Origin of the sequence: Staphylococcus sp. HMSC036D05, assembly GCF_001836225.1 — a bacterium.
GTDB lineage: Bacteria > Bacillota > Bacilli > Staphylococcales > Staphylococcaceae > Staphylococcus > Staphylococcus caprae.
The window spans coordinates 243321-267280 of the sequence record NZ_KV827781.1; the positions used below are offsets into that span (position 1 = coordinate 243321).

The 23960-nt window shown below is 31.8% G+C and carries 29 protein-coding genes and 1 riboswitch; of the genes, 26 read left to right on the forward strand and 3 right to left on the reverse strand.

Features of this window, described 5'->3' with window-relative positions; all coding sequences use genetic code 11:
- The first annotated feature begins 13 nt into the window (after positions 1-13).
- From HMPREF2580_RS05885 to gcvPB, 21 genes are all read left to right on the forward strand, one after another.
- Positions 14-877 (forward strand): metal ABC transporter permease, encoded by an 864-nt coding sequence (locus tag HMPREF2580_RS05885; protein ID WP_070831101.1) that lies wholly within the window; start codon positions 14-16, stop codon positions 875-877.
- The gene (locus tag HMPREF2580_RS05890; protein ID WP_002443108.1) at positions 864-1280 is read left to right on the forward strand and encodes a Fur family transcriptional regulator; all 417 of its coding nucleotides are present in this window, start codon (positions 864-866) and stop codon (positions 1278-1280) included. The genes HMPREF2580_RS05885 and HMPREF2580_RS05890 overlap by 14 nt, the downstream gene beginning before the upstream one ends.
- A 261-nt stretch (positions 1281-1541) precedes the next feature.
- Positions 1542-2141: a superoxide dismutase gene (locus HMPREF2580_RS05895; RefSeq protein WP_070831102.1), complete on the forward strand. Its 600-nt coding sequence runs from the start codon at positions 1542-1544 to the stop codon at positions 2139-2141.
- Between the two features lie 120 nt (positions 2142-2261).
- The gene (locus HMPREF2580_RS05900; protein ID WP_070831103.1) at positions 2262-4406 is read left to right on the forward strand and encodes a peptidoglycan D,D-transpeptidase FtsI family protein; all 2145 of its coding nucleotides are present in this window, start codon (positions 2262-2264) and stop codon (positions 4404-4406) included.
- A 95-nt stretch (positions 4407-4501) separates the two neighbouring features.
- Positions 4502-4651: a 50S ribosomal protein L33 gene (gene rpmG / locus HMPREF2580_RS05905; protein ID WP_002433802.1), complete on the forward strand. Its 150-nt coding sequence runs from the start codon at positions 4502-4504 to the stop codon at positions 4649-4651.
- 129 nt (positions 4652-4780) lie between these two features.
- Entirely contained in the window at positions 4781-5332 is a 552-nt protein-coding gene (locus HMPREF2580_RS05910; protein ID WP_070832585.1) for a 5-formyltetrahydrofolate cyclo-ligase, read from the forward strand.
- Positions 5333-6796, forward strand: coding sequence for a rhomboid family protein (locus HMPREF2580_RS05915; RefSeq protein ID WP_070831104.1), 1464 nt, complete (start codon positions 5333-5335; stop codon positions 6794-6796).
- Positions 6777-6980 carry a YqgQ family protein gene (locus tag HMPREF2580_RS05920; RefSeq protein WP_002443096.1) on the forward strand — a complete coding sequence of 68 codons (204 nt, stop codon included), beginning with the start codon at positions 6777-6779 and terminating at the stop codon, positions 6978-6980. Before HMPREF2580_RS05915 ends, HMPREF2580_RS05920 begins: the two co-directional genes overlap by 20 nt.
- The gene (locus HMPREF2580_RS05925; RefSeq protein WP_070831107.1) at positions 6977-7963 is read left to right on the forward strand and encodes an ROK family glucokinase; all 987 of its coding nucleotides are present in this window, start codon (positions 6977-6979) and stop codon (positions 7961-7963) included. Before HMPREF2580_RS05920 ends, HMPREF2580_RS05925 begins: the two co-directional genes overlap by 4 nt.
- Entirely contained in the window at positions 7963-8286 is a 324-nt protein-coding gene (locus HMPREF2580_RS05930) for an MTH1187 family thiamine-binding protein (protein ID WP_002443093.1), read from the forward strand. Before HMPREF2580_RS05925 ends, HMPREF2580_RS05930 begins: the two co-directional genes overlap by 1 nt.
- A 3-nt stretch (positions 8287-8289) precedes the next feature.
- A complete protein-coding gene (locus tag HMPREF2580_RS05935; RefSeq protein WP_070831110.1) occupies positions 8290-8913 on the forward strand; it encodes an MBL fold metallo-hydrolase in 624 nt (207 codons plus the stop codon).
- Positions 8914-8967: 54 nt separating this feature from the next.
- Positions 8968-9942: a competence type IV pilus ATPase ComGA gene (gene comGA, locus HMPREF2580_RS05940; protein WP_070831112.1), complete on the forward strand. Its 975-nt coding sequence runs from the start codon at positions 8968-8970 to the stop codon at positions 9940-9942.
- Entirely contained in the window at positions 9914-10981 is a 1068-nt protein-coding gene (gene comGB / locus HMPREF2580_RS05945; RefSeq protein WP_070831115.1) for a competence type IV pilus assembly protein ComGB, read from the forward strand. Before comGA ends, comGB begins: the two co-directional genes overlap by 29 nt.
- 13 nt (positions 10982-10994) lie before the next feature.
- Positions 10995-11312, forward strand: a complete 318-nt coding sequence (gene comGC, locus HMPREF2580_RS05950; protein ID WP_002443081.1) for a competence type IV pilus major pilin ComGC — start codon at positions 10995-10997, stop codon at positions 11310-11312.
- Positions 11302-11739, forward strand: a complete 438-nt coding sequence (gene comGD / locus HMPREF2580_RS05955; RefSeq protein WP_070831118.1) for a competence type IV pilus minor pilin ComGD — start codon at positions 11302-11304, stop codon at positions 11737-11739. Before comGC ends, comGD begins: the two co-directional genes overlap by 11 nt.
- Entirely contained in the window at positions 11726-12019 is a 294-nt protein-coding gene (locus HMPREF2580_RS05960; protein ID WP_070831121.1) for a hypothetical protein, read from the forward strand. The genes comGD and HMPREF2580_RS05960 overlap by 14 nt, the downstream gene beginning before the upstream one ends.
- Complete coding sequence (locus HMPREF2580_RS05965; protein WP_242317461.1) at positions 12006-12434, forward strand: competence type IV pilus minor pilin ComGF; 429 nt, start codon at positions 12006-12008, stop codon at positions 12432-12434. Before HMPREF2580_RS05960 ends, HMPREF2580_RS05965 begins: the two co-directional genes overlap by 14 nt.
- Positions 12435-12602: 168 nt before the next feature.
- A complete protein-coding gene (locus tag HMPREF2580_RS05970) occupies positions 12603-13112 on the forward strand; it encodes a shikimate kinase (protein ID WP_002443074.1) in 510 nt (169 codons plus the stop codon).
- A riboswitch (glycine riboswitch) is annotated at positions 13109-13260 on the forward strand. It overlaps the preceding gene by 4 nt.
- Positions 13261-13336: 76 nt before the next feature.
- Positions 13337-14428, forward strand: a complete 1092-nt coding sequence (gcvT, locus tag HMPREF2580_RS05975) for a glycine cleavage system aminomethyltransferase GcvT (RefSeq protein ID WP_070831127.1) — start codon at positions 13337-13339, stop codon at positions 14426-14428.
- 17 nt (positions 14429-14445) lie between these two features.
- A complete protein-coding gene (gene gcvPA, locus HMPREF2580_RS05980; protein WP_070831130.1) occupies positions 14446-15792 on the forward strand; it encodes an aminomethyl-transferring glycine dehydrogenase subunit GcvPA in 1347 nt (448 codons plus the stop codon).
- Positions 15785-17269 (forward strand): aminomethyl-transferring glycine dehydrogenase subunit GcvPB, encoded by a 1485-nt coding sequence (gcvPB, locus tag HMPREF2580_RS05985; RefSeq protein ID WP_070831133.1) that lies wholly within the window; start codon positions 15785-15787, stop codon positions 17267-17269. Before gcvPA ends, gcvPB begins: the two co-directional genes overlap by 8 nt.
- A gap of 246 nt (positions 17270-17515) precedes the next feature.
- On the opposite strand, the gene HMPREF2580_RS05990 is transcribed toward gcvPB, so the two are convergent.
- On the reverse strand, positions 17516-17902 hold the full coding sequence (locus HMPREF2580_RS05990) for a rhodanese-like domain-containing protein (RefSeq protein ID WP_002443066.1): 387 nt from the start codon (positions 17900-17902) through the stop codon (positions 17516-17518).
- Between the two features lie 160 nt (positions 17903-18062).
- On the opposite strand from HMPREF2580_RS05990, the gene HMPREF2580_RS05995 reads away from it, so the two are divergent.
- Positions 18063-18893, forward strand: coding sequence for a lipoate--protein ligase family protein (locus HMPREF2580_RS05995; protein ID WP_002443064.1), 831 nt, complete (start codon positions 18063-18065; stop codon positions 18891-18893).
- A 105-nt stretch (positions 18894-18998) separates the two neighbouring features.
- On the opposite strand, the gene HMPREF2580_RS06000 is transcribed toward HMPREF2580_RS05995, so the two are convergent.
- A complete protein-coding gene (locus HMPREF2580_RS06000) occupies positions 18999-19217 on the reverse strand; it encodes an SA1362 family protein (protein WP_002443063.1) in 219 nt (72 codons plus the stop codon).
- 13 nt (positions 19218-19230) lie between these two features.
- Positions 19231-19809, reverse strand: coding sequence for a hypothetical protein (locus HMPREF2580_RS06005; protein WP_049402082.1), 579 nt, complete (start codon positions 19807-19809; stop codon positions 19231-19233).
- 103 nt (positions 19810-19912) lie between these two features.
- On the opposite strand from HMPREF2580_RS06005, the gene HMPREF2580_RS06010 reads away from it, so the two are divergent.
- The 4 genes from HMPREF2580_RS06010 (at position 19913) to argJ (ending at position 23951) form a co-directional block, all read left to right on the forward strand.
- Positions 19913-20974: a M24 family metallopeptidase gene (locus HMPREF2580_RS06010; RefSeq protein ID WP_070831136.1), complete on the forward strand. Its 1062-nt coding sequence runs from the start codon at positions 19913-19915 to the stop codon at positions 20972-20974.
- 26 nt (positions 20975-21000) lie between these two features.
- Positions 21001-21558 carry an elongation factor P gene (gene efp, locus HMPREF2580_RS06015; protein ID WP_002443060.1) on the forward strand — a complete coding sequence of 186 codons (558 nt, stop codon included), beginning with the start codon at positions 21001-21003 and terminating at the stop codon, positions 21556-21558.
- A gap of 160 nt (positions 21559-21718) precedes the next feature.
- Positions 21719-22741, forward strand: a complete 1023-nt coding sequence (gene argC, locus HMPREF2580_RS06020) for an N-acetyl-gamma-glutamyl-phosphate reductase (protein ID WP_070831139.1) — start codon at positions 21719-21721, stop codon at positions 22739-22741.
- Positions 22742-22757: 16 nt separating this feature from the next.
- Positions 22758-23951: a bifunctional glutamate N-acetyltransferase/amino-acid acetyltransferase ArgJ gene (gene argJ / locus HMPREF2580_RS06025; RefSeq protein ID WP_070831143.1), complete on the forward strand. Its 1194-nt coding sequence runs from the start codon at positions 22758-22760 to the stop codon at positions 23949-23951.
- Positions 23952-23960: the final 9 nt, after the last annotated feature.

A 23960-nucleotide genomic window follows, 5' to 3' on the forward strand; every position in this document is an offset into this window, starting at 1 on the left:
AGGAGTGTAACTTGTGATAGACGCGTTATTAAATTTTGATTTTATGAGGTACTCTCTGATTAGCGGCATTTTAATAGGGTTTATCGCACCTTTAATAGGTGCTTTTATAGTTGTAAGAAGGTTATCACTTATAGCTGATGCTCTCAGCCATGTCACTTTAGGGGGGATTTCATTTGGAATGTTTATACTCACAGTAATACCAGCTTTGTCTCTCATTAACCCAATGTGGTTCGGGATAATTTTTGCGGTTATTGGAGCACTTTTAATTGAAAAGTTAAGAACATCGTTTTCAAATTATCAAGAAATAGCGATTCCTATTATAATGAGTGCCGGTATTGCGCTAAGTGCGATCTTTATTTCATTAGCAGATGGTTTCAATCAAGAGATAGTGGGACTTCTATTTGGCTCTATTAGTGCTGTTAATTTAAGTGATTTAACTACAATAATCGTTATTACAATCATCGTCGTACTATTTATTACATTATTTTATAAAGAGTTGTTCATACTATCATTTGATGAAGAATATAGTAAGGTTATTGGTATACCTAAATGGATTCAATTCTTATTTATTATTATTGTAGCTATGGTCATTTCAGCTTCAATGAGAGTTGTAGGGATATTGTTAGTAAGTGCATTGATTACACTTCCGATTGCCATCTCTATGCGTTTAACTAAAGGGTTTAAACAGCTCATTGCACTCAGTGTTGTCCTTGGCGAATCAGCAGTCATATTAGGTTTAGTTTTAGCATTTTATATGAACATTTCACCTGGTGGTGTTATTGTAGTATTATTAGTAATTATGCTGATGATAACAATGATTTACCAAAAGTTAAAAGTTAAGTTCAAAAAGGGAGCAATTTCAAATGAATACAAATGATGCTATTAAAATTTTAAAAGATAATGGACTTAAATATACAGATAAGCGTAAAGATATGTTGGATATATTTGTAGAAGAAGACAAATATCTAAATGCCAAGCATATTCAACAAAAAATGGATAAAGACTATCCAGGCATTTCTTTCGATACAGTTTATCGAAACCTCCATCTATTTAAAGATTTAGGTATTATTGAAAGTACTGAATTAGAAGGTGAAATGAAATTTAGAATTGCTTGTACCAATCACCACCATCATCACTTTATTTGTGAACAGTGTGGAGACACAAAGGTGATAGACTTTTGTCCAATTGAGCAAATCAAACAATTTTTACCTAACGTTGCGATACACACACATAAATTAGAAGTTTATGGTGTATGCGAAACATGTCAACGTAAAGCATAATTTCTAACCATCAGCTATTTAAGTTGATGGTTTTATTTTTAAAAGATTACATCATCAAAACATAGGCCGATAGTCTGAATTATTAATAAAAGATTAATTTTTAAGTATTTCTATGTTTAAATTTCACAGATTTGAGATATATTAAAGATGTAATAAAAATAATTGGTAGTTAGATTTGAATGTGTTGTAAGCATATTCATTGTTGCTATAAAAGCTACTTGTTATGATTATTGTACAGACAATTTAGGAGGATGATTATTTATGGCTTTTGAATTACCAAAATTACCTTATGCATATGATGCATTAGAACCACACATCGATAAACAAACTATGGAGATTCATCACGACAAACACCATAACACATATGTAACTAAATTAAACTCAGCAGTTGAAGGAACAGATTTAGAAGCTAAATCAATCGAAGAAATTGTTGCAAATTTAGATAGCGTACCTTCTGATATTCAAACAGCAGTACGTAACAATGGTGGCGGTCACTTAAACCACTCATTATTCTGGGAATTATTATCACCTAATTCTGAAGAAAAAGGTGAAGTTGTAGACAAAATCAAAGAACAATGGGGCTCTTTAGATGAATTCAAAAAAGAATTCGCTGACAAAGCAGCAGCTCGTTTCGGTTCTGGTTGGGCTTGGTTAGTAGTAAACAACGATCAATTAGAAATCGTAACTACACCAAACCAAGATAACCCATTAACTGAAGGTAAAACACCAATCTTAGGTTTAGATGTTTGGGAACACGCTTATTACCTTAAATATCAAAACAAACGTCCAGATTATATCAGTGCATTCTGGAATGTTGTTAACTGGGAAAAAGTTGACGAATTATATAAAGCAGCAAAATAATTTTGCTACAAGATTGACGGTCTCAATTGAGAGACCGTTATTTTTTTGTCAAAATGATAGAAAAATAATCTAATATCATATATCATTTGTATGAGACACGTTGAATAGAGGTAGGTTGTTTTGCTGAAAAGATTAAAAGAAAAATCAAATGATGAAAAAACCAGAAACACCATGAACAAGAGGATTAATTTTGTATTTGGATTTATCGTATTAATCTTCGCAATTCTAGTGTTACGGTTAGGTTATTTGCAAATAGCACAAGGATCACATTACAAACAATTAATTAAGAACGATGAAAACATAACAGTTAACGAATCAGTACCAAGAGGGCGCATTTTAGATAGAAATGGTAAAGTCCTTGTTGATAATGCTTCAAAGATGTCAATTACATATACACGAAACAGAAAGACAACACAACAAGAAATGCTTGATACAGCTAAAAAATTATCTGGTCTCATTAAGATGAACACGGATAAAATTACAGAGCGCGACAAAAAAGATTTCTGGGTTCAAATCCATCCGGAACAAGCAAAACGTTTAATGAAAAAAGAGCAGTCATTATTAGAGAATGGTAGCATTACTCAAGAACAATATGACAATCAACAAAGAGATAAAATTGGTAAAAAACAATTAGATGAATTAAGTAAAAAAGATTTACAAATTCTAGCTATTTATCGTGAGATGAATGCTGGTTCTACGTTAGATCCTCAAACCATTAAAAATGATGGGGTAACTGAAAAAGAATACGCTGCTGTATCTCAACAACTTTCAAAGTTACCTGGAGTAAACACATCTATGGACTGGGATAGAAAATATCCATACGGAGATACTTTAAGAGGTATATTCGGAGGCGTTTCAACTTCTTCAGAAGGTATTCCAAAAGAATTGACAGAACAATATCTTTCTAAAGGCTATTCAAGAAACGACAGAGTAGGCAAATCTTATTTAGAATATCAATATGAAGATGTTCTTAAAGGCACTAAAAAACAAATGAAATATACTACGGATAAATCTGGTAAAGTCATCAACTCTGAAGTCGTCAACCCAGGAAAAAGGGGTCATGATTTACAATTAACCATTGATATTGACTTACAGAAGAAAGTTGAATCTCTATTGGAAAAAGAAATTTCCACGTTGAGAAGTCAAGGCGCCAAAGATATGGATAATGCGCTCATAGTAGTACAAAATCCTAAAAATGGTGACATTCTTGCGATAGCTGGTAAGCAAATTGACAAGCAAGGTAAACTTAAAGACTTTGATATTGGAAACTTCACTGCACAATATGCAGTTGGTTCATCTGTCAAAGGTGGTACGCTATTAGCTGGTTATCAAAACCATGCCATTAAAGTAGGAGAAACAATGGTCGATGAACCATTACACTTCCAAGGCGGTCTAACTAAACGATCTTACTTTAACAAAGATGGTCGAGTGACAATTAATGATAAGCAAGCACTTATGCATTCTTCTAACGTCTTTATGTTTAAGACAGCATTAAAATTAGCAGGTGATCCTTATTATTCTGGTATGCCATTACCTAATGACATTGCAACGGCAGGTCAAAAGTTACGAAAAGGACTAAATCAAGTTGGTCTCGGAGTTAAAACAGGTGTAGATTTACCAAATGAAACACCAGGTCAAATCGAACCACTAACAAATAATCCTGGTAACTACTTAGATTTATCTATCGGACAATATGATACGTATACACCATTGCAGTTGTCACAATACGTTTCAACAATTGCAAATAATGGTTATAGAATCCAACCACACATAGGTTTAGCGATTCACGAATCAACGAATAAGGATGAATTAGGTCCTTTAAAACGTAAAATTAAAGGCAATGTTCTTAATAGGGTGAATAACTCTGAAAATGAAATCAAAGAAGTTCAAGATGGATTCAAAATGGCGTTTAATGAAAAAGATGGTACAGGATATGCCAGCTTTAGAAATACTGTCGTACCATCAGCAGGTAAAACGGGTACAGCTGAGGTATTCCAAAATGGTGAACCAAGAGTTAACTCTACTTATATTGGTTACGCACCTATTAAAGATCCAAAACTTTCATTCTCAATCGTCTATACCAATCAACCCGTCCCACCACCTTGGTTAAATGGTGGAGATTTAGGAAGAGACGTTATTAACTATTACTTTAGAGATAGAGAGAAAAAAGATAACAACGATTCCAATAAATCATCGCAAACTAAAAGCGATCAACAAAATAATGATTCAGACTCAGATAGTAATTCTGACGATGATGAGGAATAAGTTTACACGTAATATCAAAAAATTATTCTTTGCAATTACATTTGTAATTGGTATAATGATAAGGTCGTATTTAGAAAAGGTAAGGAGGAATAATCATGCGCGTAAACGTTACATTAGCTTGTACTGAATGTGGAGATAGAAACTATATCTCAACTAAAAACAAACGAAACAATCCTGAACGTATTGAAATGAAAAAATACTGTGCACGTGATAATAAACAAACTTTACACCGTGAAACTAAATAATTAATTTAGCTAACTACCCACAAAATCTTCATTTTGTGGGTAGTTTTTATATACTCGAATACATAGCAACTTAATGACATCATTATGGATAAACGTTATAATATGAATTGAACAAAGTGGGTGAAAATGTTGGGTAAAAAACATATACGTCAAGCAACAATTGAAAAACTAAAAAGTTTTAACAGAGATAAAAAAGCTGTTGCAGACCTATGGTTAGCAAATGAGTTATTTAATACGAAAGCTTATCAAGATGCTGAAAGCATAGGATTTGTTTTATCGATGACTCACGAGGTCGATACCTATCAAATAATCGAAACGGCTATTAAACAAAATAAAAAAGTTTACGTTCCAGAAACAAATTATAAAGAGGGATTGATGACTTTTAAACGTCTATTATCTCTAAATGAAATCGAAAAAGATGATAAAGGTATTTATCATTCTATTTCAGATTCTGAACTTACTAACTATATGGATTTATTAGTAGTACCCGGTGTAGCTTTTGAAAAAAGTGGATATCGAATTGGCTATGGTGGGGGCTATTACGATAAATTTTTAAACCAATACAAAACGCAAACTGTTAGCTTGCTATATGATTTTCAACTTACTACATTTAACAAAGAATCATTCGATCAACCTGTAGATCAATTAATTATTTATAACAATGATGTAGTGGAGGAATAAATGAATATTGAGAAACTTTATTGGAAGACCTTATATTACTGGATTAGATATCTAAACTACGATGTAATAAGTCGAGATAAAGATGATGCAGAAATTTGGTTGGTCCATAAACGCAAACAATCAGTAGTTATTTTTAGAAAAGATGTAAGTACGACTCAAGAAGTTAGATTTGATAAATCTAGGATTCTAGACCATCAAGATGATTTAGCGCAAAAGATTGGGTTTAAACCAAGTTCTTACAATTTTTATTACTTTACTGATAGGGAATTTTCTGAAGAAAAAATAAGCGAAAATGATCCTATAAAACTCAACTTCTTTATAATCAAAAATGAAGAAGATATAAAACAAATCACTCCAAATTTCGTCATCCATAAAATGCTTATCAATAACAATGATAAAAAGACTTATTCTCACTATAGACGAAAAGTATTAACAAATAATCCTTTAGATAAACACATGCATAGATTCACACCTGCAACTTACCTTTTAATTATTATAAATGTTGTTATCTGGCTATGTATGATTTTATATCTTAATAGATTTTCTGATGTTAAATTATTAGATGTTGGTGGACTTGTACATTTTAATGTCGTTCATGGAGAATGGTATCGTTTAATCACTTCCATGTTTTTACATTTTAATTTTGAACATATTTTAATGAATATGCTTTCTCTATTTATTTTTGGGAAAATTGTTGAATCCATTGTGGGTTCATGGAGAATGTTAATCATTTACTTTATTTCAGGGTTGTTTGGTAATTTTGTATCACTTTCTTTTAACACATCAACAATTTCCGTTGGTGCTAGTGGTGCAATTTTTGGATTAATTGGGGCTATTTTTGCAATAATGTATTTAAGTAAAACCTTCGATAAAAAAGTTATTGGTCAATTACTCATTGCATTGGTTATCCTAGTTGGTCTGTCGCTTTTCATGTCTAATATCAATATTATGGCTCATTTAGGCGGCTTTATCGGTGGATTATTAATCACACTGATTGGATATTATTTTAAAAATAATCGTCAGTTGTTTTGGATATTTTTAATAATTTTATTAACTATTTTTGTTGCTTTGCAAATTAGGATATTTACGATTAAAGAAGATAATATTTATGACAAACTCATAAAAGATCAAATGATAGCTGGCAACTATAGCGAAGCTAAAAGTGTGGTTACTCAAACTTTAAATAAAAAATATGCTGACGATGAAACATATTATTTAAGCGGACTAATCACAGCGACTGAAAGTTCACAATCAGAAGCGATAGCAGAATGGGAAAGAGGTTTAAAAAGCTATCCCAATTCAGGCATACTCAATTATGAATTAGCAATAGCTAATCGCTCTCTTAGTGATAATAAGAAAGCATTAAAATATGTGAAAAAGGCAGTAAAAAGCGACCCTAGTAATACTAACTACAAAAACTTACAAAAAGAGTTGAGTGAATCTAGTGACTCGAAAGATAAATAATTTTTATGATGTTTTACAGTTACTTAAGAAATATGGTTTCATCATTTATTTTAAAGATCCTGAGGATATGCATGAAATGATGTTACAAGAAATAAAGTCTTTATATAACTATCAGTTATTATCTAAAGATGAATATCTAAAATGTATTTTGATAATTAATCAGAGAAGGAATGAACATAAATGACAAATATTATTTTAGCGGCCGACATCGGTGGTACTACTTGTAAATTGGGAATTTTCGATACACAACTAGAGCAATTACATAAATGGTCAATTCATACAGATACTAGCGATCATACTGGTGAATTATTATTAAAAAACATTTATGATTCTTTTGTTCAAAAAGTACAAGAGTTTAATTTCAATTTTGAAGATGTTCAGGGTGTAGGAATTGGTGTACCTGGACCTGTTAACTTTGAAACCGGTGTTGTGAATGGTGCTGTAAATTTACATTGGCCTGGAAATGTAAATGTGAGAAAGATTTTCCAGAAATATGTAGACTGCCCCGTTTATGTGGATAATGATGCAAATGTTGCCGCTTTAGGTGAAAAGCATAAAGGTGCCGGCGAGGGTGCTGATGATGTTGTTGCAATTACTTTAGGAACTGGTCTTGGTGGTGGTATCATATCTAATGGAGAGATTGTTCACGGTCATAATGGATCAGGCGCTGAAATCGGTCATATGAGAGCAGACTTCGATCAACGCTTTAAATGTAATTGTGGAAAATCGGGATGTATTGAAACAGTAGCTTCTGCAACTGGTGTCGTTAATTTAGTGAATTTCTATTATCCTAAACTTACTTTTAAATCATCAATTTTACAATTAATTAAGGATAATAATGTTACTGCTAAAGCTGTTTTTGATGCCGCTAAAGCAGGAGATCAATTCTGTATATTTATCACTGAAAAGGTAGCTAATTACATTGGTTATTTATGCAGTATTATTAGTGTTACAAGCAATCCTAAATATATTGTCTTAGGTGGTGGCATGTCTACTGCAGGACCGATTTTAATTGAAAATATCAAAACAGAATATAACAATCTAACATTTACTCCAGCTCAATTTGAAACCGAAATCGTTCAGGCAAAACTTGGAAACGACGCAGGTATTACTGGAGCTGCAGGGTTAATTAAGACTTATGTTCTAGATAAAGAAGGTGTAAAATAATGGCAATCGTAGACGTTGTAGTTATTCCAGTCGGCACAGAAGGACCAAGTGTAAGTAAATACATCGCAGAAATACAAACTAAACTGAAAGAATTTAAAGAACAAGGTAAAATTGATTATCAACTTACACCAATGAACACGCTTATAGAAGGTGACTTAAAAGATTTATTCGAAGTCATTCAAGCAATTCATGAATTACCTTTTGATAAAGGTTTAGACAGAGTATGTACGAATATACGTATCGACGACCGTCGTGATAAATCTAGAAAAATGAATGATAAACTTAAATCTGTTCAAAAACATTTAGATAATAGTGGTGAATAAATAATGAGAATTTCCAATTTGACTCTTGGTTTAGTGGATACAAATACGTATTTCATTGAAAATGATAATAGCGTTATTTTAATTGATCCTTCAAGTGAAAGTGATAAAATTATTAAAAAATTAAACCAGATAAATAAACCTTTAAAGGCTGTGCTACTTACACATGCACATTATGATCATATCGGTGCATTGGACGATATAGTTACAAAATATGATGTACCTGTATATATGCATGAAGATGAGTTTGATTTTTTACAGAATCCGGAGAAAAACGGTGCTTCTAAATTCAAACAATATGGTATGCCACAAGTAGTTAGCAATGCGAAACCTTTAAGTATTCATGAGGGGCCTGCCGAAATTAAAGGTTTTAAATTTAATGTATTACACACACCAGGACATTCACCAGGAAGTTTAACATATGTGTTTGATGAATTTGCTGTAGTAGGCGACACTTTATTTAATAATGGTATTGGACGCACAGATCTTTATAAAGGAGATTACGAAACTTTAGTCGACTCTATTAAAGATAAATTATTTGAATTAGAAGGCGACCTTCCATTATTCCCAGGTCATGGTCCTTATACTACAGTGGATGACGAACAATTAAATCCATTTTTAAATGGATAAATCAATAAAGTAATTTTTACACCTCCTACGTTGTTATATGTAGGAGGTGTTTTTATGAAAATGTTATTTCAAGAAATTGTAAATCATGCCATCAATAACAATGTCAGTGATATTCATTTTATTCCAAGTGAGCATCATACACTCATCAAACTTAGAATCAACGATCAATTGATTAATTATGATACGTTAGCTCATCCTATCTATAGTAAATTACTTATCTATATGAAGTTTAAATCAGGATTAGATGTCTCTACCCAACAAGTTGCTCAAAGCGGAAGATATATTTATAAATTAAAGAATATATATTATCTTAGGATTTCTACGCTTCCGCTATCATTAGGAAATGAAAGTTGTGTCATCAGAATCGTTCCTCAATATTTTCAACAAAAAAGAGAGTCTTACGAATTCAATGATTTTAAACACTTAATGAATAAAAAACAAGGATTGTTGCTATTCAGTGGACCCACAGGTTCAGGAAAGAGTACATTGATGTATCAAATGGTCATGCATGCACATAAAAATCTGAATTTAAATGTTATTTCTATTGAAGACCCGGTTGAACAATTACTAGATGGTATCACTCAAATATCAGTTAACGAAAAAGCAGGTATTAATTATGCTAATTCATTTAAAGCTATATTAAGATGTGATCCTGATGTCATTTTAATAGGAGAAATTAGAGATGCATACGTAGCAAAGTGCGTCATTCAAGCTAGTTTAAGTGGTCACTTAGTATTAACTACATTACATGCAAATGATTGTAAAGGAGCCTTACTCAGACTGCTAGAGATGGGAGCAACTGTACAAGAGTTATGTCAATCTATTAGTTTAATATCTAATCAAAGGTTAATTACAACGACTGCAAAGTCACGACAATTAGTATGTGAAGTGATGCACCAAAATCAAGTCAATTATTTCTTTGAACATAACCACGCATTACCTAAGACTTTCACAAATTTGTCCACACATCTAAGTAATATGTCTAAGGAAGGTATTATCTGTGAAGAGATTGTCGACAAATATATTTAAATTTAAAAAGCGAAAAAATCTTACCGAGCCTCAGTTAATTGAATTGCTTCAACGACTTAATCAATTATTACAAAATGGCTTTACTTTATTTGAAAGTTTCAGCTTTCTAAATTTACACTTCCCTTATAAAAATAAAACGATAGGTCAAAATATCATTGAATCATTACAAACAGGCGCAACATGTTATGAAATTTTAAAAATAATAGGCTATCCTGAAATCATCCTTAATCAAATTAAATTCGCAGAACAATATGGAAAACTTGAGAATGCGATAACAGATTCAATTGATTATATGAAGAGGAATTATAAAGCTAAAAAAGCACTCATTAAAACCATACAATATCCCATAGTATTAATTAGCATCTTCCTAGTGATGCTTATCGTTTTGAATATGACAGTTATTCCACAGTTCCAACAATTATATTCTACGATGAATGTAGAATTATCTACCTTTCAAAATATACTTACTTTTATCATAACGAAACTTCCAAACTTTTTATTTCTATTTCTAATTTTATCAATGATCATTTACTTTTCATTCATCACTCTTTTAAATAAATTACCCATTGATAAAAAAATAGATTACATCCTCAAAATTCCAATTTTAAATTCTTATTACAAAATATATAGAACTTATCAGTTTTCTAATGAACTTTCATTATTCTATAAAAACGGTGTTAGTCTCCAACGTATCGTCTTTATCTATCAAAATGAACAAAACAACGAATTCTTTAAATACTTGGGAAGTCAATTATTAGAAGGAGCTGATAACGGAAGAACACTTCCGCTTATATTAAAAAATTTAAAATGCTTTAAAAATGATTTAATAAAATTTATCGAGCAGGGAGAAAAAAGTGGAAAGTTAGATATAGAGCTTAAATTATATAGTCAAATGCTATTGCAACATTTTGAAGATAAAGTCATAAAACAAACTAAATTGATTCAACCAGTTATTTTCTTTATTTTAGGATTGTTTATTGTGTCTTTATATCTCGTCATCATGCTACCTATGTTTGAACTTATGCAAACGATTAAGTAAAGGAGAAGTCATTATGAACTTATTAAAAAAATTTAAAAAATCCAAAGCTTTTACACTTATTGAAATGTTACTAGTACTTTTAATTATCAGTTTATTACTGATTTTAATAATCCCTAATATTGCTAAGCAAACAGCACATATACAATCTACTGGTTGCGATGCACAAGTTAAAATGGTAAATAGTCAAATTGAAGCATACGCATTAAAACATAATCGTAACCCGAGTAACATACAAGAATTAATTTCCGACGGTTTCATTAAAGAAGGACAGAAAAATTGCAAATCAGGGCAAACAATTAGTATAGCTAACGGTGAAGCAGTTGCGAATTAGTAAAATAAACGCCTTCACACTTATAGAAATGATTTTTATATTATTTATTATAAGTATATTAACAGTCACGACTTTATGGTCTAGAAGCCTTATCAACTTACAAATAGTTAATGAAGAATACGAAATTAAACACTTCATTACAAAACTTAATTATTTTAAATCTAAAGCAATAAGTTCAAATCGTTCTATCGCTTTAGTATTTACTAATAATTCTAATATCATTCGGGTTGTCGAAGAAAAAGGCAACAAATATAAGTTTAATATTCCACACGGCAAAATAGTAAATATAGCGAAAATTAAAACATTAAATTTTAATAAAGATGGTAACATAAACCATTTTGGCTCAATTATTATTGCCATGAATCAACATACTTACAAAATAATTTTACACATTGAAAAGGGACGTATAAGATATGTTCAAATTTAAACTTAAAGCATCTTTATTACTAGATGGTTTACTTGCCTTTTTTATTATAGGAATTATTACACTCATTTTTGTGCCATCGCTTTCCTCATTTAATCAAACTTATCAACTCAATTTAAAAACCTTAGAAATTAAAAAAATCATACTTACTAGCATTTCTCATTTCAACGAAAATCAACTCAAACAAGGAATCGTGATAGAACAATATGAAATTCAATTATCTCATGACAAAATTTGTGGTAAAGATAAAGAATTTAAGATTGAAACTTGTGTCTCACTATAAAATACCTGCTTTTACTTTTATCGAATTACTCTTTACCTTGTCTTTAGTACTTCTTAGCTTTTCATTATTACCAACTCTCATACATCTTACTTCCCATTATCTGAATTTAGCGCAAGACAATGACGATATAGAGTTTGAATTCTTTTCTCGAGATATATTGAAAGAAGCGCAACAATATAACAATCATATTAGCATTGAAGATTCATCGAAATTAATTATTCGAGGTAAGGAAGAAGAGATTAGATATATATTTAACCACAATAAAATTTATAAAAACATTAACCATAAAGGAAACATTACGCTATTGAATAATGTCGTTTCTAGCAAAATCATAAAAACGAACAATAAAACAATAAAAATAGAATTAAAGATAGGAGATACGAACAATACGAAAGACAAAACCATCATTTTATAAACAAAAGGCGTTCATTAGCTTATATTTAATAGTAATTTTTTCATTTTATTTATTAATTATATCTTTTTATATGACTCAATATGGTTTAAAATTAAAGACAATACATAACTTAGATATTTACTACAATAAAGTTATCGTTAATAAGTTAAAAAAGGCAGATTAAAATTGATGAAGAATAAAGTACCTATTATATTCATTGGCTTTATGGGCACTGGTAAAACAACTATTGGACAATATCTCTCTGAATTACAAAATTTAAGTTATGTTGATTTAGATCAATACATTGAATTAAATGAAGAGAAATCAATTCCAGATATTTTCAATGACAAAGGCGAGCATGAATTTCGCAAATTAGAATTTAAGTATTTAAAAGAGTGTCTAGATATTTTTGATATTATCTCAACAGGTGGAGGTATAATTGAGAATAGCGACTCATTAGCACTACTTAAAATGCAAAGACATGTTATCTGGCTAGATTGTAATATCGATGTTATTTATCGTCGCATTGTGAGTGATCCACATAGACCAAACGCCAAAAACAAGACGCTTGAACAACTAAATGCCTTGTATTTATCAAGGATTTCAAGATATAATGAAATCGCATTCATCAAGGTGAATAGTGGACTTACAGTTTCAGAGATTTATGAGGAAATTATAGAAAAATTATCTAGCGATTGATCAGTATTAGAGAGAATAAAGTAAAATATAATGTAATATTCTAGTTAATGTTTTTAGAATATTGTTAAAATTTAACTTTATCGCCGAAGGTGCAAGTTATATCAAATTATATAACGAAACTCTCAGGCAAAAGGATAATACTGTAACGCGTTCCTGGATGGATTATTTAAACAGGGTAGCTTTTAAGCTATTCTGTTTTTTAAATATTTATAGGAGGTTTTCAAATGACTGAAGAATTAAAAAAGACGCCTTTGTATCAAAATTATATAGATAGCGGTGCAAAAATAGTTGAATTTGGTGGATGGGTGATGCCTGTTCAATTTTCAAGTATTAAAGAAGAGCATAATGCTGTTAGATATGAAATAGGTTTATTTGATGTAAGCCACATGGGCGAAATAGAAATATCTGGTAATGAAGCCTTTCAATTTGTTCAATATATCTTATCAAACGATGCGAACAACCTTACAGATAATAAAGCAATGTATACTGCTTTATGTAATGAAGAAGGTGGCATCATTGATGATTTAGTTACATATAAATTAGCAGATGATCGATTTTTATTAATTGTTAATGCAGCAAATACTGACAAAGATTTTAATTGGATCTCTAAACAGAGTGAAAATTTTGATGTTAAGGTTAATAATACTTCTGATGAATATGGTCAACTTGCTATACAAGGGCCTAAAGCAAGAGACCTTGTTAACGAAAATGTAGATATCGATGTTAGCGATATGAAAATGTTTGAGTTTAAACAAAATGTCGATTTGTTTGGTAAAAAGGTAATTCTTTCTCAATCAGGCTATACAGGTGAGGATGGTTTTGAAATTTACTGTAAATCTGAAGACACAGTGGATATATGGAATCAATTACTCAAATATAATGTAGTTCCATGTGGATTAGGCGCTCGTGATACACTACGTCTTGAAGCAGGTTTACCATTACATGGTCAAGATTTAACTGAATCTATTACGCCTTATGAAGGTGGAATTGCATTTGCAGCGAAACCACTTATCGAAGACAACTTTATAGGTAAATCAGTACTAAAAGACCAAAAGGAAAATGGTTCTACTAAACGAACTGTTGGACTAGAATTACTCGACAAAGGTATTGCGAGAACGGGGTATGAGGTACTAAACCTTGAGGGTAATCAAATCGGAGAAGTAACTTCAGGTACCCAATCTCCTTCATCAGGTAAGTCAATTGCTCTTGCTATTATCGATAGAGATGCTTTTGAAATGGGAAAAGAAGTGCTTGTTCAAGTTCGTAAACGACAAGTTAAAGCTAAAATTGTGAAGAAGAATCAAATTACTAAATAAACAGAGGGGTGTAAATAGTGAGTCATCGTTATATACCTTTAACAGATCAAGACAAGCAAGAAATGCTAGATACTATTGGAGCAAAATCAATTTCAGAATTATTTGGTGATGTCCCAGCCGATATTATATTAGATAGAAATTTAAATATTGAAAAGGGTGAAGCAGAAACAAGTTTAGTTAGAAGACTTAACCTTCTTGCAAACAGAAATATCACAAAGGAAACACATGCATCATTTTTAGGCGCTGGTGTTTATGATCATTACACTCCCGCTGTTGTAGATGCGATGATTTCTAGATCAGAGTTTTATACGGCTTATACACCATACCAACCAGAAATTTCTCAAGGTGAGTTACAAGCTATTTTTGAATTTCAAACTTTAATTTGTGAATTAACAGAAATGGATGTTGCAAACTCCTCAATGTATGATGGTATGACAAGTTTTGCGGAAGCTTGTATTTTAGCATTCAGCCATACTAAAAAGAACAAAGTCGTTGTTTCAAAGGGATTACATTATCAAGCATTACAAGTCCTCCATACTTATGCTAAAACACGTAAAGAATTTGAAGTGGTTGAAATCGACCTAGATGGAACAATTACAGACTTAGAAAAGTTAGAACAAGCTGTTGATGATGATACAGCTGCTGTAGCCGTTCAATACCCAAATTTCTACGGCTCAATTGAAGATCTTGAAAAAATAAACAACTTTATTAAAGATAAGAAAGCATTATTCATCGTATACGCCAATCCACTCGCTTTAGGCTTATTAACACCTCCCGGAGCTTTTGGCGCTGACATCGTCGTAGGGGATACACAACCTTTCGGTATTCCTACTCAATTTGGTGGTCCACATTGTGGTTATTTTGCTACAACTAAAAAATTGATGCGTAAAGTACCTGGTCGTTTAGTAGGACAAACTAAAGATGAAGAAGGCAATCGTGGCTTTGTATTGACGTTACAAGCTAGAGAACAACATATTAGAAGAGATAAAGCTACTTCAAATATTTGTTCTAACCAAGCATTAAATGCTTTAGCTTCTTCTATTGCTATGTCAGCATTAGGTAAACAAGGTATCTATGACATAGCAGTTCAAAATTTAAAACATGCAAATTACGCAAAAAATCAATTTAAAGCTCAAGGATTTGAAGTTTTAGATGGTAATTCATTTAATGAATTTGTAGTTAAATTTGACGAACCAATCAAAGAAGTAAATTTAAAATTAGCGGATGAAGGTTATATCGGTGGCTTTGATTTAAGTGAAGTATCAAGCGATTTCAAGAATCATATGCTTGTAGCCGTAACCGAATTAAGAACCAAAGATGAAATTGATACATTCGTTCAGAAAGCTGGTGAATTAAATGGTTAGAAAATCAAGCCCACTTATCTTTGAAAGATCTAAAAAAGGAAGATATGCATATTCATTACCACAAAGTGATATTGAGGACATTTCAATTTCTTCTGTTTTAGATGATAAATTTGTTCGAAAAGAGAAAGCTGAGTTTCCAGAAGTTGCAGAACTCGATTTAGTTCGTCATTACACTGAACTTTCAAATAAAAACTTTGGTGTTGATACAGGTTTTTATCCTCTAGGATCATGTACAATGAAATACAATCCTAAAGTAAATGAAAAGGTTGCTAGAATACCCGGATTTAGCGAATCCCATCCACTTCAAGAAGAGGAACATATCCAAGGTTCTTTAGAAATTATTTATAGTTTGCAAGAAGAATTAAAAGAAATCACTGGAATGGATGAAGTAACGCTACAACCAGCTGCTGGTGCACACGGTGAATGGACAGCTTTAATGATTTTCAAAGCGTATCATGAAAACAATGGTCAAGGCCACAGAGACGAGGTCATCGTACCAGACTCTGCACACGGTACAAACCCAGCTTCAGCATCTTTTGCTGGATTTAAATCAGTAACAGTTAAATCAAACGAACGTGGCGAGGTTGACATTGAAGATTTAAAACGAGTGGTTAATGACAACACTGCTGCCATCATGTTAACTAATCCAAATACTTTGGGTATTTTCGAGAAAAATATTATGGAGATTAGAGAAATCGTTCATGAAGCTGGTGGATTACTTTACTACGATGGCGCGAACTTAAACGCAATTATGGATAAAGTTCGACCTGGCGACATGGGATTTGATGCAGTTCACTTAAACCTACACAAAACGTTTACCGGACCTCATGGCGGTGGCGGACCTGGTTCTGGACCAGTTGGGGTTGTTAAAGAACTAGCCAGTTACTTACCTAAACCAATGGTTATCAAAGATGGAGATTTTTATAAATACGATAATGATATTCAAAATTCCATCGGTAGAGTGAAACCATTCTATGGTAACTTTGGTATTTATTTAAGAGCTTATACTTATATTAGAACAATGGGTGCAGAAGGACTCAAAGAAGTTTCAGAAGCTGCAGTACTCAATGCAAATTATATTAAAGCACGTTTGAAAGACCACTTTGAAATTCCGTATGAACAATATTGCAAACACGAATTCGTGTTAAGTGGAAACAAACAAAAACAATATGGTGTACGTACTTTAGATATGGCTAAAAGGTTACTGGACTTTGGTGTACATCCACCAACAATCTATTTCCCACTCAATGTTGAAGAGGGCATGATGATTGAACCGACTGAAACAGAATCTAAAGAGACATTAGATCACTTTATAGATGCACTTATTCAAATTTCTGAGGAAGCCAAAGAAAACCCAGATATAGTACTGGAAGCACCACATACTACTATCATTGATAGATTAGATGAAACTACAGCAGCACGTAAACCAATTCTTAAATTTGAAGAATTAAAAGAAGAAAAGACTATCGAACACTAAATAAATAGGGGAAACGTCGCCCCTAAAAAATTAAAGCCAATAAATGAATTTTTAAATCAAGTTCATTTATTGGCTTCTTCTATAATCAAATACTGGATTTTTCTCTTATCTTAAAGTATCACTTAATCCAAGTTCACAACGAACTTTGTATATTCAAATAGATATAAAGATACCCTCGAAAATGATGACATTGTCATATCATCTTCGAGGGTAAATTTTAATTCACGGATAAATGTTATCGTAAAATTATTTTTTCGATTTAATTTTACCTGTCCATTTTTTATATCCGCCTTTTAGCATATAGATATCTTTAAATCCATTTTTTCTTAATATACGAGCGGCACGATAACTTGCAATTCCATTTGCATCACATAAATAAACAGGTTGATCTTTTCTTAATCCTTGATAACGTTGTTTAAAAATTGTGATTGGAATGTTTCGTGCACCATTAATATGTCCATAATCATAATCCACTTTCTCCCGAACATCTATTACTTGAGCTTTTCTCAAGCCTTTGTGGAATTCATTTTGGTCTAATTCTTTTACAGCTCGTTTATTAAAAATCTGTTGGACGACCATATATGCAATGATAATCACTATGATTCCAATTGCAATGTACAAAGAGATACTCATCTTGCATCCTCCCTAATTAACCGATATTATAATTATAAGACTGTTAGGGCAATTTATCAAAATATTTTTACGTGTGAGTTTATGTTTTAATCATATAATCTTAATATACATAGATATACTTAATGGTTTAGATTGCAAACATTTTGTTAGGGGTTTTTTTATGACTGAAACTTGGAATTTTATCAATACAGGTAGCCAAGATCCATATTACAATATGGCTATGGATGAAGCACTGCTTAATTTTGTTTCAAGAGGAGAAATTGATCCTGTAATACGATTTTATACATGGGATCCTGCAACACTTTCAATAGGCTATTTCCAAAGACTACAAAAAGAAATAGATATTGAAAAAGTTAAAGAAAAAGGATTTGGTTTAGTTCGACGTCAAACTGGGGGTAGAGGCGTTTTACATGACAAAGAATTAACTTATAGCGTTATTGTACCTGAATCTCATCCAAATATGCCTTCAACTATAACTGAAGCTTATCGTGTAATTTCTCAGGGTTTGCTTGAAGGATTCAAAAATTTAGGTTTTGAAACTTATTTTGCTGTACCTCGTTCAAAAGAAGAACGTGAAAAATTAAAACAACCAAGAAGTTCCGTTTGTTTTGATGCACCAAGTTGGTATGAATTAGTTGTAGAAGGTAGAAAAATTGCTGGAAGTGCTCAAACAAGACAAAAAGGGGTTATCTTGCAACACGGGTCTATTTTACAAGATATTGATATAGACGAGTTATTTGATATGTTTATTTTTAAAAATGACCGATTAAAAGCAAAAATGAAAGAGGCTTTTGTAGAAAAAGCAGTAGCCATCAATGACATATCAGAAAAGCACATCACTCTAGAAGAGATGGAACAAGCATTTGAAGAAGGGTTCAAGACTGGGTTAAATATTGATTTCAAACCGTTAAAACTCTCTGACCAACAAATGGCTGAAGTCAAAGAATTAGAAGAAAAGTATCGTTCTGACGAATGGATGTATCGAAAATAAAATTATAATAATAAAAAAGCATTGAAGTTGATTGTTCTACATGTATTTCACCCTCAAATTTACTTTGAAAAGGGAACATGGAATTAACTTCAATGCTTTTATATACTAATGTTTCTTGTTTCTTCGTTTATATTTTCTTGCAGCTCTTTTATATTTTCTTTGGTCTTCTGTTAAAAAGAAGAAGTAATATATAAGATAAATGATTAACGCTATCACTGCAAAACTGATTAAAGTTTTAACAATAGAAAATAGAAATTCATCTAAATTCATGATTAAACCAAAAGCAGCTATTGCTAAAACGATATAAAAAATGATATGACGCATTTAAAAACTCCTATTAACTTATATTGGAACTTACAGTCGCAAGTTTTTGCTGACCTTTTTTAATTTGTTTACTATCTTTAGATTGATAGCCATTTCGGATTTTATCCATAGCACTAGATAAATCTTTATCAAATTTACTGATTTCTTTTCTTTTTTGTTTATCTTCTTCAGATTTTGAATCACTATCTATAGAACTTTTATATTTAGAATATGCTTCATCAATTTCATTTGAAATTTTATCTAACTTATCCTGTACATCTTTCTTACCTTTATTCTTGGAAACGTCAGACTCAACATTTCTATAATCACCAATCGCATTAGCGATTTTATCATAATAATCAGAAGATGCTTTTAAATTTTTTATTTTTAATTTATTAGAGGACGTTTTTTTACTATTTTCTTTATCTTGTTGTAATCCAGCAATTTTTGATTTTTGGTTACTTATATCTTCATTAAGTTGCTGTATATCTAACTTAAGTTGGTGGTTATTATCTCGTAATTTAGTGGTTTTATCCTCTAAGGGTGCCAAATTTTGGCTCCCACAACCCGCTAACAAACAAGATGCTCCAAGCACTAATATAAACTTTTTCATTGTATTCTCCCTAAACCAAAAACTATTATTCTCATTATTAATTATGCTATCATTTTAATGTATAAAATAAAAATGTACAAACGTTAACATAGGAGTGATATAAATGAATAAATTGGAACAAGTTCATGAAATCTTAAATCATAAACGTTTGGATGCAATGATTGTTTTGTCTGATTTCAACAGAAGATATCTTTCAGGATTCACTGGTACAAGTGGTGCGTTAATTATCACGCATAATAAGAATTATCTGGTTACTGATTTTAGATATATTGAACAGGCGACTAAACAAGCTCCAGAATTTGAAATAATCAATCGCCAAAATGGTTTAATCACAGAAATTAAACATATATTAGAACAAGCACAATTATCTAATATTGGATTTGAAGGCCATCATATTAGTTATGATACATATGTTGAATTAAATAAAGGGATGATTACCTTAATTAGTATTTCTGATTCTATCGATAAAATTAGAGAAGTTAAAAGTGAAGAGGAAATTAAACTGATACAAAAAGCTGCAGAAATTGTAGACAAAACGTATGACTATATTTTAACTGTAGTAAAAGTGGGTATGAGCGAAAGAGAAATCAAGGCATTGCTTGAAAGTAAAATGTTAGAATTAGGTGCAGATGGACCATCTTTTGATACAATAGTAGCATCAGGATATAGAGGTGCCTTACCACACGGTGTTGCAAGTGATAAACTTATCGAAAAAGGCGATATGATTACATTAGATTTCGGAGCATACTATAGAGGTTATTGCTCTGATATTACACGAACGTTTGCGGTAGGAGAACCTGATCCTAAGATGAAAGAGATTTACAACATCGTGTTGTCATCACAAATTAAAGCGATTAATGAAATTCGCCCTGGAATGACTGTTCAAGAAGCCGATGCATTATCAAGAGATTACATCGACGCACATGGGTTTGGTCAAGAATTTGGTCATTCATTAGGGCATGGCATTGGTTTAGATATTCACGAAGGACCATTATTATCTAAAAATAGCACAGGCGAGTTACAAGTCAATAACTGTGTTACAATTGAACCCGGTATTTATGTCGATGGTCTTGGTGGCGTTAGAATTGAAGATGACATTTTAATTACGGAAAATGGCTGTGATGTCTTTACTAAATGCACAAAAGACCTTATTATTTTAGAGTAAGCGCGTATAATTGAGGAGGAGACTGAATGATTTCAGTAAATGATTTTAAAACAGGCTTAACAATTTCTGTAGATAATGGAATTTGGAAAGTAATTGATTTCCAACACGTAAAACCAGGAAAAGGTTCAGCATTTGTTCGTTCAAAATTACGTAATTTAAGAACAGGTGCAATCCAAGAAAAAACATTTAGAGCTGGCGAAAAAGTTGAACAAGCGATGATTGAAAATCGTCGTATGCAATACTTATACGCTGATGGCGATAATCATATTTTCATGGACAATGAAACATTCGATCAAATCGAATTACCTGGCGACTACTTAAAAGATGAATTAAATTATTTAAAAGCAAATATGGAAGTTCAAGTTCAATCATATGAAAGTGAAATCATTGGAGTTGAACTACCTAAGACAGTTGAACTAGAAGTAACTGAAACAGAACCAGGTATCAAAGGTGATACAGCTACAGGTGCAACTAAATCTGCAACTGTGGAAACTGGATATACTTTAAATGTACCTTTATTCGTTAATGAAGGTGATATTTTAGTAATTAATACTGGTGATGGAAGTTATATCTCTAGAGGATAACTTTTAATACTTTATAATTTTCCAACCCCTAAAGGCTGCATCAATAGATGTAGTAAACTTTAGGGGTTTCTTTTGTGATGTATATTCATTCAATTTTAACGTTGTAAAATAGTATAATATATGTATATAATTACATAATAATACATAAAGGGGTTTAAATATGCATATATCTATTGTTGGTATTACAGGTTATTCAGGTTTAGAACTATTACGCTTAGCACTCAATCATCCACGTATCACTGTTGCTTCGATACATGCTACTAAAGAGATTGGTAAATCAATCTCCGATATCTTTCCACATTTAAAAGGGATATGTGACTTAAAAATAGAACCGTTTAATAGTAGTTATATTATGAATCAATCTGATTTAGTATTTTTCGCTACACCAAGTGGCGTTGCTAAAAACTTATCACGAGATTTCGTAGAAGCAAATTTTCCTGTCATTGATTTATCAGGAGACCATCGTTTAAGTACTGATCTATATGAAAATTGGTATCATAAAACACCTGTCGACAAAGACATTCAGACTCAATTTGTTTATGGTTTAGCAGAATTTACTGACTTAAATCATCAAAAGTTCATTGCAAATCCTGGATGTTATGCGACTGCAACTGAACTGGCTTTAATTCCTTTAATAAAAAACCGCCTAATTGATATCGATTCAATTATTGTGGATGCAAAGAGTGGATTGTCTGGAGCAGGAAAAGCATTATCGAACATCTCACATTATGTAAACGTTAATAATAATTACACTACTTATAAGTTAAATGCGCACCAACACATCCCAGAAATTATTCAAGCGTTAAAAATTTTTAATCCAAATATACAGAATATTCAGTTTTCTACATCTTTATTACCACTTAACCGAGGCATTGTCGCAACAATTTATTGTCGACTTAATAGAGACTCCAACCTTGAAGATGTTAGAAATGCTTATTTAAAAATATACGAAGACAAACCTTTCGTAAGAATTAAAGAATCAATTCCAGAATTACATGATGTTGTTGGTTCCAATTATACAGATATTGGCTTTCAATATAACAAACACACACAAGTACTCACAATTGTTTCTGTTATTGATAATTTAATAAAAGGCGCAGCAGGTCAAGCACTACAAAACTTAAATTTAATGTACGGCTTTAATGAAACAGAAGGTCTAGAATCTTCTCCATTTTATCTATAGTTAGGTGGTATGAAATATGAAAGTGATTGAAGGTAATATTGCTAGTCCATTAGGTTTCTCAGCCGACGGACTTCATGCAGGATTTAAAAGAAAGAAATTAGATTTTGGATGGATAGTATCAGAAGTCCCTGCAAATGTTGCAGGTGTTTTTACAACTAATAAAGTCATCGCAGCACCTCTTATTTTAACTCAATCTTGTATTGAAAATGAAGGTCAAATGCAAGCAATTGTCGTTAACTCTGGAATAGCTAATTCTTGTACTGGTGAACAGGGACTACAAGATGCTCATACAATGCAACAATGGGCTGCTGAAAAACTACAAATTAAAAAAGAATACGTCGGTGTAGCCTCTACAGGTGTCATCGGTGAAATGATGCAAATGAATATTCTTGAAAATGGTTTTTCAAAGCTTGTTATCAACGGTAATGCTGATGATTTCGCAAAATCAATATTAACTACAGATAAAGATACAAAAACGTGTGTTGTTACAGAAACATTTGATAAAGATATCGTGACGATGGCAGGTGTTGCTAAAGGTTCTGGAATGATACACCCAAACATGGCTACAATGCTAGCATTCATTACTTGCGACGCAAACATATCTACCCAAACACTTCAACAAGCGCTTAGCGAAATCGTACAGATTACATTTAATCAGATTACTGTAGATGGAGATACCTCAACAAATGATATGGTCATTGTCATGTCTAATGGATGTACAAACAATAAAGAAATTTTACCTAACACATCTGACTATACTAAGTTTAAAGCTATGCTTTTTCATGTTATGCAAGATTTAGCAAAAAAGATTGCAAAAGATGGGGAAGGCGCAACCAAATTAATAGAAGTCAATGTCACAGGTGCACAAAATTCAGAATCAGCACGTATGATAGCTAAATGTATCGTAGGGTCGAGCTTAGTTAAGACTGCTATTTTTGGCGAAGATCCTAATTGGGGAAGAATTATTGCTGCAGCAGGATACGCAGACACAACTTTCAATCCTAATCAAATAGATATTGTAATAGGAAACATTCCCGTGCTTTCTAAATCTACTCCAATCCATTTCGACAAAGAAGAAATGCAAGATATCATGAGTAAGGATGAAGTCACTATACATATGAACCTCAATGATGGTCATTGCGAGGGAAAAGCTTGGGGATGCGACCTGTCATATGATTATGTAAAAATAAATGCATTATATACAACATAGGAGGGCAAC